We start from the raw sequence: 14664 nt of genomic DNA, 5'->3' as shown, positions 1-14664 counted from the left end.
TAACTTTCTCACGTTATTATAGTTGCTTAGGGCTAGTTAATTACTTAGGGCCAGCTAATTACTTAGAGCCCGTTAGCTGCTTAGAAGAATTACGGCCCCCACGCCGCCACTCAACCGTAGAAGAGCTGTCATGGACGATAATCGCCTAAATACCCTGGACCGGGCCACCAGTCTGGGCTTGATTTTTCTCGCCTTTGTACAGGGCTGTGCGCTCTATGCGCTGCATTTGGCTATCGACCATGAGTACTGGCTGGTCGCCGACCAGCGCTGGCTTAAGGCGCTCTACACCGTCGCGGTCGCCTTGCCAGCTTTCTATCTGATCAGCATCGTGCGACTGCGTGATCGTATCAACCTCCTACCGCTGCTGCTGGCTCCCCTACTGTTTTTGCTGGGCTGGCACCTTGGCTGGGTTGAGCAGGTGCCCGAGCCGCAGCAGTGGGGAGGTCACCCGTTTACCTTTGCCTTTTGCATGGCCGTAGGAGTTGCCTTGTTTATTCTTGCGCTGTTCTTTCGTAGCAGCGCCGCCAGTGGGACTTGGCCAAAAACCTATCAGCCCATGCTGGATTACTCATGGGAGCACGCCCTGACAATCGCCCAGCTAGGCCTGTTCATTGGCGTTTTTTGGAGCTTGCTATCTTTGTGGGCAGCCCTCTTTTCAGCCATTGGCTTAGACTTTTTCAAAACATTGTTCCAAACACCCGCTTTTTTCTATCCAGACACCTGGCTGGTGATTGGCATGGGGCTGGTGATGATCCGCAATCGCTTTCGCTTTATCGCGAGCGTAAGACTGATGTGCGAAGCGCTTATCAAGGCGCTACTGCCGCTGGTCGCCCTAATCGTATTGATGTTCTTTGCCGTGCTGCCCTGGACCGGGCTACAGCCGATATGGGATACCGGCAGAGCCGCGCAAATACTTATGGCCCTGATGCTGACCCTGCTGCTGTTCTTCAACGCCGTTTTCTATCAAACCGATAACAAGCTGCCCTACCCTATCTGGTTACGCAGCGCCGTTATGCTCGCCGTCGTATTGCTGCCGATAGGTAGCCTGCTGGCTGCCTGGGCGCTCTGGCTACGAATCGACCAATATGGACTCAGCTTGGATAGGCTCTGGGCGGCACTGCTGCAGGCACTGACGGCAGCGTTTACCTTCAGCTACAGCCTGCTTCTGCTCTGGCGGAGACAGGCGGCGCTCCCCAGTATACAGCGCGCCAATATTGTCCTGGCCCTGCTGGTGGCCGGGGCCCTGATCGTAGTTAATACGCCACTGGCGGATATGCGCCACTGGGTGGCCCAGCATCAGGTCAAGCGGTTGATAGACGGACGCACCACTGTGGATGCTTTCGACTACCGCTATCTACGCTTTCACCTCGGCCAGCCGGGCAGTTTGGCATTACAAGCACTCGCTGACAGCGATTTTTCCCAATCGCGACCTGAGCTGACACGGCGTATTGATCTCTCGCTAAAGCAAACCAAGCGCTGGAACCAGGATCCACTAGTGGATACCCACAACCTGGATGATGTCGCCCAGCAGTTTAGCGTGAACCCTGAAGACGCCACGCTACCCGAGCCACTGCTCGCCTTGTTAATTGAGCAGGGCTCAGCCTGCCTAAGCCAGGTTGAACCCTGTCAAGCGTTTCAGGTAAGCAATGAGCATGAATTACAATGGTTTATCTACGCGCCCTACAGCTCGCATGGACAGGTCTATACCAAGCGCAATGCCGAGCAAAATACCGACTGGCTGCAAACGGGCACGCTGACGAGGCTGGGCGCCATGCAGGAACAATATGATGAGGAGTGCCAAGCGACTCGCCCCACCATAGATCTACAGCGCCTACCGGGGCTTGAAAATGCCTACCAGAGTGGCAACTGCCTATACAGCCTGCGGCCCACCCTCGAAAGCGTCAGGCAACAAATACAAGCCCGCGCAGAGGCAAGCGATGTTCGGATTAATTAAGGTGCCGGCTCCCCGCATTGTCGAGGGTTTACGCGGGGGGCTAAAGCCTTACCTCAACGGCTGGATCAGTGCCGGGCTCTAACTGCTCACCGATCCAGAGGCGATGTAGTCGAGTTTTGAGAATATCGCCAGGCCCAGAGATGAATTTAGGCTGGCCGAAGTGAGTCATCACTTTGTGCTGGCGCTCTAATGCGCGACGATCCTGCGAGACCACTGGGGCCAGGAACAACCGAATGGCCGCCTGCTTGAGCCAGCTTGGCGCCAACCCCTTGGGTGTCGAAAAGCGCGCGAAAGGCGTGAAACTGTTTCCCGTCGCTGGCGTGAAAATGGCGGTGACACACAGGGTTAGCTTGGTCTCGCCTTCCCACCGTGCTTGCACCGTGGTGGGCGGATAGTAGCGCGAGACGCTGCGCGAGCGGTCGCGCTCCAAAAAGCGCGACATCAGGCCATAATCGGGCTGGGTTTGCTCGATGGCCATATCGATCCCGTCGCCGTGGCTGGTAACAATCAGCTCCACTGGCAAGCGTCGATCCCGGCGGCGAATAAAACCATGATGGAGGTGATTGGTGTGGAACGGATCCATCACGTTTTCAACCGCATCGTAGGCACGCCCCACCCAGGTACCTTGTTGCCACCAGAAATGATCGAGTTCAGGGTTGCCAAAATCAGGCGGTAATACAGGCTCGGGCGGTGCCGCGTCAGAAAGCGCCACAAAGATCCCTCCGTGCCGCTCAACCACGCGCAGTGCCTCAGCCTTCAGCCGTTGTTCATGGGTAGTATCGACCAGACAACCGGGCACTTCGGCACAGGTTCCATCGCTTGCGAAGCGCCAGCCGTGGTAAGGGCACTCAAGTGCCCCTTTGTGCACACGCCCTTCAGAAAGTGGGTAATTGCGGTGCGGACAGCGATCGACCAAGGCGCCAATTCCCTCTTCGCTGCGGAAGAGTGCAATCGGTGTATCGCAACACATAACCTTTTGCGCTTTGCCGCGTTTCAGGTCTTTCGATAAGGCAACCATGTGCCAAGCATCACAGACTGACTGGGGAAATGTCATTAAGGCAGCTCCTCACCATTCCACTCGAGATCGTAAGTGGCGGCGGCATTAGTCGAGATATTGTGTTTGAAACCCGTCAGGGAGAAGGAGGCGGCGTCGCAAAGCGCACCAAGCAAAGGCCAGCGATCGCCAGGCCGAGACACCACGTCGCGCCCGGTAGCAACGCAGCGCCACCAATCGCGCATACGCGCACCACGCACCGCCTGTGGCAGGCCAAATACGACCATCGCCGGGCCAAGATAAAGAGTGCGTGGCACGGCTTCAGGTGCGGCGATCCCGTCACCGATTGCATGGGCCAGATGACCGGCACCAGTGAGCAGATGCACACCGCTGGTCGCGCGCGGATTGCATTCAAGCAAGTAGGCAACGCCAGCTTCATCGAACATTGCATCGCAGGCGAACTGCCCGTGAATGACAGCACACTGCGCCAGGCGAGCAGCTATTTTGCGTAGCGCTTCGCGATGCTGATCAGCGGCAGGTTCGAAAGAATAGCCAGCTCCCCCGCCCAGGCGCCAGCTGGAACGGTAGGCAGCAAAGGCAACCAACTCTCCCCGATGCGCCACGCAATGAAAGCAGACTTCCTCGCCGTGGATACGCGCCTGTGCCATCCAGGGTGCGTCGTGGCTGGGTGTAATAGCGGCCAACGCACGCCGGTCAGGGGCGACCAGTGCGCTATCACCAAATCGGCTGAAGCGCGGTTTGAATACCCACTTGCGACTTGTGCTAGCGAAGCGTTCCAGCTCTTCTATGCAATCTATCGGATGGCTTTCCGGCATAGGTAGGCCCCATTCGCCGCAGTGGCGTGCAAAGGCGAACTTGTCGTGCAGTTGGCGCAACGTGGCAAGGTTAGGCACAAACAGGCGCTCACCCAATCGGCGTTGAAGGGCGGGCGCCGCAAGATGGAAAACCTCTTCACAGGTCGGCACCACCCGCTCGAAACCGAAGGTATCGACTAGCTCGACAATACGCGCGCGGAAGGCTGCGCCCTGCTGCCGGGGCGCGGGATAGCGGTGAACCTGCGCAGGGGCTTTCGACCAGCTCGCCATACGCACCGGTACACTGTCAGCAAGATGCGGCACCCATCCGGCCGCGGCGAAATCCCGGGCAATATCCAGCGCGGCAACTGCCCGGGCGCCGGTGATAAGCACGCGTCTAGCCATCGCGCCACACCACCTTACGGCGCTTGGGGCCGCTCCACGCGCTTAGATCATGAACGACCTCAACCGGCACCGGCAAATCGCATGCCTGGCTCAATGCCCGTGCAGCAGTCGTTGCGCTTGGGGTGGAAACCGGGGTGGAATTAGCATCTGGGCAAGGCGGCGACAAATGCAGCACGACGCGCTCAGGCGCCGCTTCAGCCTGCCAGATCTTGTCGCCCCCCAGCACCGTCTCAAGCGCGGCTACCACTTGAGGTGGCGTAACGGTGCGACCCTCAAAGCGCCAGATATCGTTCACCCGGCCTTGAGGCGCATGGATGACGCGACCCGCAAAACCGCACGGGCAGGGACAAGCGTCGAGCTCAAGATAATCGTCACCGCGAATGCGGACAATCGGTTGGCTGGTGCGGCGAAGGTCGGTAATGATCGGTCGATAGCCGGGCGTGCCGGGAACCGGCTCAAGCTCGATAGCCATCGCATGATCATTAAGATGCAGCCGGCCGTTCGCACACTCAGCGGCCAAAAACCCTTCGGTCGCTTGGTATATTTGGCGTGGCTTTACCCCCAGCCGCTCAGTAAAGAAGTGGCGCTCCGCGTCACCGGCCGGTTCGCTGCCGCAAAACAGGTATTGCAGCGAGGAGAAATGCGCCCCTGCTTGGGCAAAGGCTGCCAGCCGATGGGGCGGTGCGATCAGGATCGTCGACTCGAACTGCGCCAATTCTGCAACGCTCTGTTCAATCGACGCTTCGAGGGGGAAATGGGCAAACGTAAACCGCCCTCGCCCCACATCGCTGTAGAGCGCATTACTGGCGCGCAAATGCAGAGCGAGCCGCTGGCGCTTGAACAAGGCACGCGCCGGTAGCAGCCGAGCCAGGCTCTGGCCGATGTAGTCGGCACGCTCTGCGGGGCTGGCGAGGAACAGCCCTCGCGCACCGCCTCCCGTTCCGGTCGACCAGCCTGCCGACAGTTCGCCAACGGCTGTGCCTTGCTCTGCGGCGGCGGCCAACCCGCGCAGCTCCCCATCGCTCATACCTAGGCTGTTCCAGGCACCGTAATCAGCACGAAGATCCGCGATGTCAGTGACCGGAAACTCAGCCAGATCGCGCCCAGCATAGTGTGCCAGTGCGGGCGTACGAGCGATGACAGGCTGCAGCTTGCGCCACATGCTTGTTCGTCGCGCAGCCAGTTGCACCGGCGACAGGCTCAGCGCACGCCGCGTTCGTAGCCACGCGGCTAAGACCCGGTCAGTTCGCATCATGGCCGCCAAAGCGCTTGGCACTGGCAGCGCAATGCGAAGGTAGGATGACCAAGTCGCCATTGCAGCACGCCGCCTCGCTCAACAGGTTTAGCGTAGCGCGATAACGCCGGGTATCGCCGAGAAGTGCGGTGGTCAGCCGCGGCGGCGGTCGGCGCTGCGTGATTGACTTGCCAAGCCACACCGCATCGGCAGCCAGCAAGACCTGGCGATCGTCGGTGGTGCGCAGTGCCAGCCCCCAGTGGCCGACGCAATGACCGGGTAGTTCGACGGCGATCAGACTACCGTCACCCAGAATGTCACGACCTTCGCTAAAGGGCGCAAATCCACTGGGTAGCGCCACTGCTGGCGCATCTTCGAAAAAGCGAGCGTTAGCATCGGCCGCCTGGGGAACCAGTGCAGGCAGCATGCCCTGGCGCACGCGGCCAAAGCGACCCGGCCGACGCAATTCGGATAGGCCCGCACGGGCGCAGTAGACCGGCCGCTGGGCAAGGTGGGTCATTCCCGCGACGTGGTCGCCATGAAAATGCGAGATAATGGTGCCAACAATCGCGCTGTCTTCAATCCCATGGGTAGCGAGCCAGGCGCTCCACGCCTGCTGCGCATCGATGTTGACCGGCGTTGTCCAGCGATAGAACCGCTCGGGAAACGTCTCGGTTGCATCAATAAAAGCAGGATCATAGCCAGTATCGAACAACAAAATACCCCGCGTCGGGTGATCAATCACACCCACCATGGCGGGAAAATCAACCGCACATAGGCTCCCACCCGAGAGAGTGGCGATCTCTGGATGGCAGCATAAACCGCGTTCAAGCCAACGGAATCCGACGCGGATCATGACAGCCTTTCCTGCGTGGCAAGCTGCCGCGCTTCGGCCAGCAGGGTCGCCAGCGCATCATGCTGGGGTCGGTAGCCGAGTAATCGTTGAGCAGGCTCGAGATCAAAGGTCTGAGAGTAGGCCAGCGTCGCCAGCTTGTAGCGTGTCAGCATCGGCTCGCGGGTGGAGCGCATCAGCAGCGCAGCGTTTTCACTGAGCACAGCAATAGCGCGCGCCAAACCAACCGGCAGCGAGACAAGCTGCGTTGTTTTTCCCAACGCCTTGGCGAGCTTACCAGCCACTTCACGTACCGCAATAGGGCTACCTCCCGATATGTTGATTTCCTTCCCGACAAGCCCAACCGCCCACTCTTCAGCGGCGCAGATGGCCCATGCGGCGTCGCGCAGATCGGTCAACTCAATCAACGCCCTGCCGCCACGCGGAAGCGGCATCCGCTCACGCCCCGCCAGTTCGGCCAGCTTGGGCAAGATCACCCGGTCGCCCGGCCCCACCAGTGCGCGCGGGCGAATGGCGCAGCAGGCCATGGCGTCTTCCCGCTGTGCAAGCACGCTGCGTTCCGCCGCGAGCTTGGTACGTGCGTAGTGGTTAAGTGGCTGAGGCGCGGGGCCGTCATATTCGCCGATGGCTATCCGGTCACGATACGCAGCAAAAATTGACGGCGAAGAAACAAACACGAAACGCCCAACGCCCGAGCGGCTGGCCGCTTCAAGCAGGCGTTCGGTCAGTTGAATATTGTGGATCTCAAATGCCCGCCGTGGGCCCCAACTGGCCGATAAGGCGGCGGCATGAATCACGCTCTCGACATCCTTTAAGAGCCCGCGAAAATCAGCTTTTGGGTGGGTAAGATCCGCCCTAACGAACTGCGCGCCGAGTGACGTAAGCGCCTCGCCCGCCGCCTGCGAACGCCCTGTGGCTCGCACAGCATGCCCGCGTTTTAGCGCCTCGCGCACCAGCGCCATGCCCAGCCCGCCGGTCGCCCCGGTGATAAGGATGCGTCGTTGACTCATAGCTTGAGCACCATAGCACTGGCACTGATCCCCGCTGCGGTGCCCAGCAGCAGGATATAGTCACCCGGCTTGGCGACACCCGTCGTAAGTGCGTGGGCGAGCACGGACGGGATTGAGGCGGCGATCTGGTTACCGGTCGTTGGAAAGATATTGACCACGCGGTCACTGTTGGGCGCGAAAAGCCGCTTGATATGCTCGACCCCAGGTGCACTGGCCTGGTGGCAAATTACGCAGGCAAGATCATCCTTGCTTATTTCCGCCTGTGTGAGTGCACGCTCGATGACGCCAGGCAACGCTTTGGCAGCGGCCTTGAAGATGCCAAAGGCGTCCATCTCGAAATAGGAACCGGCGACCAGCGCCGGGTAACCTTCAGCGATGCGCAACTTTGTGCCGCCCGCGCGAAGCTGCGCTAGCGCGTGGTGAGCACCATGGGTAACTGTAACGCTTGAGCGCATTCCGCAGGTAGGGTCTGACGTCGCCTCAATCGCCAGTGCCGCTGCGCCATCGCCAAAGATGGAACGCGTTTTCGGTTCATCGGGGTTAAGCCCTGCCGACGCGATATCGCTCGCAAATACAAGCGCTCGCCGCCAGCGCCCGCAGGCAATTCCCATGGCGGCGATATCCAGCGCCACCATAAAGGATAAACAGGTCTGGTTAACGTCAAAGCTAGGCACGCCGGACTGGCCAAAGCCGAGACGGTTCTGGACTAAAGCGGCTGTAGACGGAATCGGTTGCTCCATAACGCCACAACCGCCAATGATGACGTCGGGAGGCGAGTTGCCCCAGCCTGCGCGGTTCAGCGCCTCGCGTGCGGCCTCAGTCGCCATCATTGAGGTTGTCTCATCCCCGCTCGCGACATAGCGCGCGGCAATGCCAAACTGGCATTCAGTCCAGCCAGGCGGATGACCTTGGCGCTCGTCCAGGCTGCGCGAAGTTAGCAGGATACGGGGGCGATAACTGCCCCACCCGGCAATCGTGAAGTTGCTAATCATATGTCCAATTCTAACCGATTCGCTCTCATACTCTAATAAAGCTTAATATCAATCAATTAGAAATTAGATGATGTTCATTTTATGGTTAACCTGGCGGAGCCTGTAAAGGAGATCCAATCACACGCTAAAAGAAACTCGTTGTTTGCGGATAGATGTCTGCTGCTTACGTTTGTTAAATTCCGATTGCACCAACTGTGGCTAAACCCAGGTAGAGAACCAACACTGCTAACAACCTAACCCACCACAGCGTAAACTGCCTGCGAAACAGGTTTATAACAAACAGCATACTTCCTACCATCCCAACTAAAACACCTAATCCAACAACTATCGCCCCTGGCTCGCCACCGAGAAAGTAGGCGCGCATTATTTCGGGAAACAAGCTCCAGGCAAATGGGATGAGCAAAGCAATTACAATACTTGCTAAACCAGTAACTAATGCTGTGAGTTCGATCCTAAACATGGGACTCCAATACGCATTTAACGACGCTTATCTCCGGTGACAAAACCGCCGAGAAGTAGGGTAACAAACAGCACTTCCTCAAGCTGCACAACGCTCTATCAATAGCGATAGCAGGTTTGCGTAAGGTGCTGGTTTTGATCCATGAACTGCAATGGCGAGGGGAAGTCAGAGCCAGTATCACAGCAGTCAATACAGGAGGAGACAGCGGTATGCAGATGATTGAGCTAGGTGGAAAAAGCATACCCCGTATAGGCCAGGGCACCTGGCATATGGGCGAGAATGCCGGGCAGCGGCAGGCTGAGGTCAAGGCGCTGCGTGAAGGCCTGGATCTGGGTATGACGCTGATCGATACCGCCGAGATGTATGCGGAAGGCGGCGCAGAAGAGGTCGTTGGCCAAGCCATCCGCGGTCGGCGCGATGAGGTGTATCTGGTCAGCAAGGTCTACCCCCACAACGCCAGCACCAAGGGTGTTCAAGCCGCCTGCGAGCGCAGCCTGCGCCGGTTGGGCACAGACACTATCGACCTGTACCTGCTGCACTGGCGCGGCCAGTACCCGCTGAGCGAAACAGTGGAAGCGTTTGAGCGGCTGCGCGAGCAGGGCAAGATCCTGCGCTGGGGCGTGTCGAACTTCGACAGTAACGACTTGGCAGAGCTCGACGCGCCAGCTTGCGCCACCAATCAAGTGCTCTACAACCCCGAAGCACGGGGCATTGAATACGACCTGCTGCCCTGGCAAGCACAACACAACATGCCGCTCATGGCCTATTGCCCCATCAGCCAAGGCGGCGCGCTACTGCATGATGCCACACTCCAACACATAGCCGACAAACACCGCGCCACCACCGCGCAAGTCGCCCTCGCCTGGGCACTGCGCCACCCCGGCGTGATAGCAATTCCTAAGGCCGTGAATCTGGATCACCTCAAACAGAACGCCGGGGCAGATAACGTCAGACTCGACGGCGATGATCTGGCACAAATCGACGCCGCCTATCCCCCGCCAACGCGCAAGCAGCCTTTGCAGATGGTGTGAGGACGCGCCATTAACGGATCAGGATTAACGGACTAGGACAGGAGCGCTGTCATGTCACTGCCCGCCCCAAAACCCAATGGCTGGAGCCGCTTCCTCGCCCACCTGCTGTTTATCCTTGCCGCGTGGACGCTGTTCATCAAATACCTGTTTCCCGTTGGTTACGCGCTGGCATACGGCGAGCCCTGGGCACGCTATATCTATTGGGATCTATGGCCATTAGCGCACGTCTGGCTAGGCTGGGCGCTGCTCGAACGGCCTCGCTATACGCGTGCCTTGGCGGTGGGCATGTCCGTCATTGAAATCCTCATCATCGGCACGCTTTTCGCCCGTTTTCTCGCCGACCCTGAGTGGTCGATCTGGCGCACCAACTGGTTTGTGAATAAGGTATTTGTACTGACCTGCTTTGTGCTGGTGTTGGCTGCCACGGTGCCGATTCAACAAAACCTGAAGGAGCGACCGCTATGAACTATCACATCAGGCATCGCATCAAGCATGGCATCACGCGCAGACAAAGCCTTACGCTCATCGGCGCCACGCTCGCCGCCATGGCGCTCCCCACCGCATCGCTTTTTGCCAACACGGGAGGGATGCGCCACAAGACTTTTGCGGGCACGGACAAAACGCTGCCCGTGATTGGCATGGGCACCTGGCGCACATTCAACGTTGGCAGCGACCCTGAGCTGCTCGATGCGCGTACCGAGGTGGTTAAGGCATTCTTCGAGTATGGCGGCGGCCTCATAGACTCTTCGCCCATGTATGGCTCGGCGCCGGATGTGATGGGCTATGCCCTGCAACAGCTCGGCACGCCCGAAAGTCTGTTTTCCGCAGAGAAAGTCTGGAGCCCCGCCGGTGGTTCTGCCGGTGAACAGGTGGCCGAGCTGAAAGAGCGCTGGAAGGTGGAACACTTCGACCTGGTACAGGTGCATAATCTGACCGACTGGCGGGAGCACTTAGCAGCGCTGCAGGAGATGAAAGCCGAAGGCATCATCCGCCATGTCGGTATCACTACCTCCCACAGTCGCCGCCACCGCGAGATCGAGCAGATCATGACGTCAGAGGATATCGACTTCGTTCAGCTGACCTACAACATCACCCACCGCGAGGCTGAAAACCGGCTACTGCCCCTGGCAGAAGAACGGGGCATCGGCGTGATCGCCAACCGCCCTTACGATGGCGGCAGCCTGATCCAGAACCTCAAACGGCGTGACGCGCCATTGCCCGAGTGGGCCAACGAGGAATGTGGCTGCACAACCTGGGCGGACTTTCTGCTGAAATTTATCGTCAGCCACCCAGCCGTAACTTGCGCGATACCCGCCACCACCCAGGTAGAGCACCTGCGCGAGAATATGCGCGCTGGCCACGACCCAATGCCTTCGGCCAATGCCCGGCAACGGATGGCCGCCTATATCGAGTCGCTATGAACGCGTGGACAAGCTACCAGCTACAGGACTTTATTCCCTTCACAGCGGAGGTTTACTTTCGCTTACTGGAGCGAATGGGCGAAACCTTCTGGCCGCTGCACCTGCTGACCTTTGCAATGGGCGCCACCACCCTTTTTCTGGCGCTGAGATACCGCACGCGACTCGCCCGCCTGCTACCCGCCCCACTCTGGGCCTTCGTCGCCGTCGCGTTTTTCATTCAGCGCTATGCAGAACTTAACTGGGCGGGGGGCTATGTTGGATACGCTTTCATCGTCCAGACCGTTCTGTTGGTAGTGATGGCGTTAACGGGCTGGGGAATGGATAAAACTTCGAGCCGCACCAGCCTACCCGTCGTTATGGGCACCGCCATCACCCTCTTCGGCCTGATCATCATGCCGCTGATGGCGCCCCTGAGCGGCGGCTCCTGGTACCAGGCAGAAGTGTTCGGCATTCATGCCGACCCCACGGCGGTGACCACGCTGGGCCTGATGCTTATTATGTTGCGGGGCTTCGCCCTCTGGATCGCCGTCATTATTCCAGCGCTCTGGCTGGTCGTGTCTGGACTGACGTTGCAGGTTCTAGAGTCGACGGGTGCCGCTGTGCTGTTCGCCGTACTGGTGATTGCGCTGGTTGGGCTTGTTTGGAAGAGCATTGCGTCCAAGCGATAGCGACTCAGCACCAGTACTTTCGACACTGAGGCACGAGGACTACCCTATGGGTCTGGATCGTTGTCACTGTAGTTAACTTGGCTACTTTTCAACCGTCGATAATCGTACATACTCTGGCACCCTTTCCTTGAGCAAGTTGATGAGTTCCGGCTCCATGAACTCATAGTGATCAGGAATATCCAGGCAGACCAGCAGCTTCTCCTTCAACACGTCCTTGTACGTCCTGGCGACCTCATCCTGGTGGTGCTTTTCCATCACCAGGACGATATCCGCCCACTCAATCAAACCCCGGGAAACGGGCGTTTGAGCATGTACCCCTGTACCAGCGCCGATTGCCTTGATGCCGGGATAAGCGGCAAAGACACTTTCCGCCGTCGGACTGCGCAGCCTGTTTTCGCTGCATATGAATAGAAGGTTCATAGATGCTCCCTTGTTTACTGTATGTTCCAGCGACAATTTGCCAGAGACGTTGGCATCCATAACAGCACGATCAGTGCAAGTTGCATCGTAACGCGGCCGATCATGATTATGAGCCGAAGCTAGCCCAGCGCCTTAACGCGCTGACAGCGTACCGCCTGGAAGTATGGGAGAGTTGCGTGAGATAAAACGACAGCGCCGGGGCAAGCCCCGGCGCTGATATCGTACATGGCAAAACAGATTGACGGTTAGAAGCGGATACCGGCTGACGCGGTAAAGGTGTCGATCCTGTAGTCGCTGTCAAAGTCGTAGCGCTCGTATTCAGCACGAACCAGGAAGGGGTCGAAGTTGAACTGCGCGCCGACACCGTAGACCGGGTCAGTGCCGTCCTGATCTTCAAGATCAACGCTAGCACCGCCAAGGTTACCGTCGACGTCGGTTTCCCACTTGGCCACACCGGCCTTGGCGAAAGCGGTAAACCAGGAGGTGACGGGCAATTGACCGACCAAGCTCGCCCCGTAGGCGTTGGATTCCAAATCGGTATTGGCGCCGCTGTTACCCTCTAGGCGCGTACGACCCAGATCGGCATAGAAGATTTCGGTAGCGAAATAAGGATTGATTTCGTAGCCGACGAAACCTTTGAAGACGTTGTCTTCGTCATCATCCAGATCAAAATCTTCAGCGCCATCGGAGATGAAATTGTCGACTTCGTCGTCGTCATTCTCCAGCGAGCTGAAACCGGTACCGATGCCCAGATAGAGTCCATCAGCATTGGGTGCGGCGAATGCCGACGGTGCCGCGGCGAGCAGCGCGGTAGAGGCAAACGAGGCGGTAAGTAGGGTTCTGAGTTTCACGTGTCTTCTCCTTGTGACGACTTGCTATGAAAGATTCTATGAATCGTCATGGTATTGAAAGGCGATCCTGCCTTGGTTCACATAATGTGACAGTCGTTTGATTCACACGTATCAAATATAGGAAAAACACTGTTCGATAACAAGGAGGATTCGATTGCGATAGGTAAGTTTTTGTTACAAAAGCGCCTCTACCGGGAAAGTAGAGGCGCTTCGATAATCGACTCAGAGCTGAAAAAAGTTCATCAAAGAGACCCAGCGAGAGCCGTTTGAAGGGGTCGGCAAACCAGCGCCTCTCAAACACAGCCTCGCCGGTTACTCGTCTCGGCGAATCAACGAAGAACCCCGAATGGTTTACAAGTCACGGATGAAGCTTTGCTTATTGCTCAACTTAGGTACCACTACTGATTTAACGCAGACAGCACCTGCGGCTGCGCCATGGAGACGAAGCCCCTATGGAGTAGACGTACCGTGCCTGTGATTGTTAGGAACTGCCCATTCCTGTCATAGTGGGATCATGTCCGCTACGCCACAGGCAACGATTCACTGCTGCCCCATTCGGCCCAAGAACCATCGTACAGCGACAGCTGAGTATACCCGGCCAGCTCGGCCGCCAGTAGGATGATGCAGGCGGTGATGCCAGAACCACAGGAAAACACCAGTTGGTGCCCGTTGCTGGGCTGAAGGGAGGGAGCGAGGCGGGCAAACGTTGACGCCAGCTGGCTGGCTGGCTTGAACCGATAGCCCTCCAGCACCTCTGTAAACGGTAGGTTAAGGGAGTTGGGGATGTGGCCACCGCGCACACCAGGTCTGGGTTCTGGCGCTTGCGCCAGGAAACGTGCCTGTGATCGCGCATCGATGACAGTTACTCGCTCGTCCTCCAGATGCTGGAAAACATAGGCAGCATCTCGAACCAGAGTGTGGTCGAGTTTGCCAACCACGCTGCCATGCTTGGCCGCATCTGCCACCGAAGCAGAATCGACCTCCCGCCCTTCGGCCAACCACAGCGGCAGGCCGCCATCCAGAACAAACACCTGTTTGAGGCCCATAGCCCGCAGAATCCACCAGGCGCGTGGTGCCGAGTAGATCCCCTGATCGTCGTACAACACCACCAGGCTCTCGGGCTCGATGCCCAATCTACGGATCTCCGCAGTGAACTGCTCTTCCGTCGGGAAGGCGTGAATTTGAGAAGCTCCGGTATCGCAAAGCGTTCCTTCCAGGTCGATCCGGAAACTTCCCGGGATCAACATCGGACGGTCATAAACGATCGGCTCCTTGCCAACGACATTGGCGATGCTAGCGTCGATCAGTACCAAATGTTCGTTATCCAGGTTGTCCTGCAGCCAGTCGGTGGTCACAAGGGGGGAAGACATGGCGTTCTCCGGTCTAGGTCGAGAGGTAACAGTACACGATCGCGGACAGGCGCCACCAGCAAGTTGACGCTGCCCACATAATCCACAGCATGCTGATCGACGAACGGCAGAGCGCCGGGCGTGTCGAGCGGATCGGGAGCCGTGTTCATATCGCCTTTTTCTCCAGTGGTGGCGGCTCTTCCATTG

Annotated in this window: 15 protein-coding genes and 1 pseudogene; 6 read left to right on the top strand and 10 right to left on the bottom strand. The window is 58.3% G+C overall.

The genetic code is table 11. The annotated features are described in order from the left end of the window. Positions 1-130 precede the first annotated feature (130 nt). Positions 131-1954: a DUF4153 domain-containing protein gene (locus KF947_RS17290; protein ID WP_227404623.1), complete on the top strand. Its 1824-nt coding sequence runs from the start codon at positions 131-133 to the stop codon at positions 1952-1954. A gap of 40 nt (positions 1955-1994) precedes the next feature. Here the strand turns inward: KF947_RS17290 and KF947_RS17285 are convergent, their stop codons facing one another. The 7 genes from KF947_RS17285 to KF947_RS17255 all read right to left on the bottom strand — a co-directional run bounded on the left by KF947_RS17285 (position 1995) and on the right by KF947_RS17255 (position 8717). Continuing rightward, a complete protein-coding gene (locus KF947_RS17285; RefSeq protein ID WP_227404622.1) occupies positions 1995-3008 on the bottom strand; it encodes an aromatic ring-hydroxylating oxygenase subunit alpha in 1014 nt (337 codons plus the stop codon). Further along, a complete protein-coding gene (locus KF947_RS17280; protein ID WP_227404621.1) occupies positions 3008-4168 on the bottom strand; it encodes an ATP-grasp domain-containing protein in 1161 nt (386 codons plus the stop codon). The genes KF947_RS17285 and KF947_RS17280 overlap by 1 nt, the downstream gene beginning before the upstream one ends. Beyond that, positions 4161-5483 carry a hypothetical protein gene (locus tag KF947_RS17275; RefSeq protein ID WP_227404620.1) on the bottom strand — a complete coding sequence of 441 codons (1323 nt, stop codon included), beginning with the start codon at positions 5481-5483 and terminating at the stop codon, positions 4161-4163. The genes KF947_RS17280 and KF947_RS17275 overlap by 8 nt, the downstream gene beginning before the upstream one ends. Beyond that, positions 5410-6258 carry an MBL fold metallo-hydrolase gene (locus KF947_RS17270; protein WP_227404619.1) on the bottom strand — a complete coding sequence of 283 codons (849 nt, stop codon included), beginning with the start codon at positions 6256-6258 and terminating at the stop codon, positions 5410-5412. The genes KF947_RS17275 and KF947_RS17270 overlap by 74 nt, the downstream gene beginning before the upstream one ends. After that, on the bottom strand, positions 6255-7265 hold the full coding sequence (locus KF947_RS17265; protein WP_227404618.1) for an NAD-dependent epimerase/dehydratase family protein: 1011 nt from the start codon (positions 7263-7265) through the stop codon (positions 6255-6257). The genes KF947_RS17270 and KF947_RS17265 overlap by 4 nt, the downstream gene beginning before the upstream one ends. Further along, positions 7262-8257, bottom strand: a complete 996-nt coding sequence (locus KF947_RS17260; protein WP_227404617.1) for a 3-oxoacyl-[acyl-carrier-protein] synthase III C-terminal domain-containing protein — start codon at positions 8255-8257, stop codon at positions 7262-7264. Before KF947_RS17260 ends, KF947_RS17265 begins: the two co-directional genes overlap by 4 nt. A 172-nt stretch (positions 8258-8429) precedes the next feature. Then, entirely contained in the window at positions 8430-8717 is a 288-nt protein-coding gene (locus KF947_RS17255; RefSeq protein ID WP_227404616.1) for a hypothetical protein, read from the bottom strand. A 209-nt stretch (positions 8718-8926) separates the two neighbouring features. Between KF947_RS17255 and KF947_RS17250 the strand changes: the two genes are divergently transcribed. From KF947_RS17250 to KF947_RS17235, 4 genes are read left to right on the top strand one after another with little or no spacing between them, the layout of a single operon-like run. Then, positions 8927-9748: an aldo/keto reductase gene (locus KF947_RS17250; RefSeq protein ID WP_227404615.1), complete on the top strand. Its 822-nt coding sequence runs from the start codon at positions 8927-8929 to the stop codon at positions 9746-9748. A gap of 51 nt (positions 9749-9799) precedes the next feature. Next, complete coding sequence (locus KF947_RS17245) at positions 9800-10213, top strand: hypothetical protein (protein WP_227404614.1); 414 nt, start codon at positions 9800-9802, stop codon at positions 10211-10213. After that, positions 10210-11169, top strand: coding sequence for an aldo/keto reductase (locus KF947_RS17240; protein WP_133731271.1), 960 nt, complete (start codon positions 10210-10212; stop codon positions 11167-11169). The genes KF947_RS17245 and KF947_RS17240 overlap by 4 nt, the downstream gene beginning before the upstream one ends. After that, positions 11166-11837 (top strand): MFS transporter permease, encoded by a 672-nt coding sequence (locus tag KF947_RS17235; protein WP_133731272.1) that lies wholly within the window; start codon positions 11166-11168, stop codon positions 11835-11837. The genes KF947_RS17240 and KF947_RS17235 overlap by 4 nt, the downstream gene beginning before the upstream one ends. A gap of 81 nt (positions 11838-11918) precedes the next feature. Here KF947_RS17235 and KF947_RS17230 read toward each other — a convergent pair whose 3' ends face one another. Together KF947_RS17230 and KF947_RS17225 are read right to left on the bottom strand one after the other, a co-directional pair. After that, the gene (locus KF947_RS17230) at positions 11919-12257 is read right to left on the bottom strand and encodes a low molecular weight protein tyrosine phosphatase family protein (protein ID WP_227404613.1); all 339 of its coding nucleotides are present in this window, start codon (positions 12255-12257) and stop codon (positions 11919-11921) included. A 245-nt stretch (positions 12258-12502) separates the two neighbouring features. Beyond that, positions 12503-13108, bottom strand: a complete 606-nt coding sequence (locus KF947_RS17225) for a porin family protein (protein ID WP_133731274.1) — start codon at positions 13106-13108, stop codon at positions 12503-12505. 235 nt (positions 13109-13343) lie between these two features. Here KF947_RS17225 and KF947_RS17220 point away from each other — a divergent pair. Beyond that, positions 13344-13513: pseudogene (locus tag KF947_RS17220) on the top strand (Txe/YoeB family addiction module toxin); the annotation flags it as partial. Positions 13514-13629: 116 nt separating this feature from the next. On the opposite strand, the gene KF947_RS17215 reads toward KF947_RS17220, so the two are convergent. After that, the gene (locus KF947_RS17215) at positions 13630-14478 is read right to left on the bottom strand and encodes a sulfurtransferase (protein WP_227404612.1); all 849 of its coding nucleotides are present in this window, start codon (positions 14476-14478) and stop codon (positions 13630-13632) included. Between the last annotated feature and the right edge of the window lie 186 nt (positions 14479-14664).

Origin of the sequence: Halomonas sp. FeN2 (assembly GCF_020595105.1) — a bacterium.
Classification (GTDB): Bacteria; Pseudomonadota; Gammaproteobacteria; order Pseudomonadales; family Halomonadaceae; genus Vreelandella; species Vreelandella neptunia.
This window is presented reverse-complemented; position numbering and strand designations above follow the sequence as displayed.

Coding starts and splice junctions, on each gene's coding strand:
- KF947_RS17290 (WP_227404623.1), top strand. CDS start 131: ATGGACGATAATCGCCTAAATACCCTGGACCGGGCCACCAGTCTGGGC.
- KF947_RS17285 (WP_227404622.1), bottom strand. CDS start 3,008: ATGACATTTCCCCAGTCAGTCTGTGATGCTTGGCACATGGTTGCCTTA.
- KF947_RS17280 (WP_227404621.1), bottom strand. CDS start 4,168: ATGGCTAGACGCGTGCTTATCACCGGCGCCCGGGCAGTTGCCGCGCTG.
- KF947_RS17275 (WP_227404620.1), bottom strand. CDS start 5,483: ATGGCGACTTGGTCATCCTACCTTCGCATTGCGCTGCCAGTGCCAAGC.
- KF947_RS17270 (WP_227404619.1), bottom strand. CDS start 6,258: ATGATCCGCGTCGGATTCCGTTGGCTTGAACGCGGTTTATGCTGCCAT.
- KF947_RS17265 (WP_227404618.1), bottom strand. CDS start 7,265: ATGAGTCAACGACGCATCCTTATCACCGGGGCGACCGGCGGGCTGGGC.
- KF947_RS17260 (WP_227404617.1), bottom strand. CDS start 8,257: ATGATTAGCAACTTCACGATTGCCGGGTGGGGCAGTTATCGCCCCCGT.
- KF947_RS17255 (WP_227404616.1), bottom strand. CDS start 8,717: ATGTTTAGGATCGAACTCACAGCATTAGTTACTGGTTTAGCAAGTATT.
- KF947_RS17250 (WP_227404615.1), top strand. CDS start 8,927: ATGCAGATGATTGAGCTAGGTGGAAAAAGCATACCCCGTATAGGCCAG.
- KF947_RS17245 (WP_227404614.1), top strand. CDS start 9,800: ATGTCACTGCCCGCCCCAAAACCCAATGGCTGGAGCCGCTTCCTCGCC.
- KF947_RS17240 (WP_133731271.1), top strand. CDS start 10,210: ATGAACTATCACATCAGGCATCGCATCAAGCATGGCATCACGCGCAGA.
- KF947_RS17235 (WP_133731272.1), top strand. CDS start 11,166: ATGAACGCGTGGACAAGCTACCAGCTACAGGACTTTATTCCCTTCACA.
- KF947_RS17230 (WP_227404613.1), bottom strand. CDS start 12,257: ATGAACCTTCTATTCATATGCAGCGAAAACAGGCTGCGCAGTCCGACG.
- KF947_RS17215 (WP_227404612.1), bottom strand. CDS start 14,478: ATGTCTTCCCCCCTTGTGACCACCGACTGGCTGCAGGACAACCTGGAT.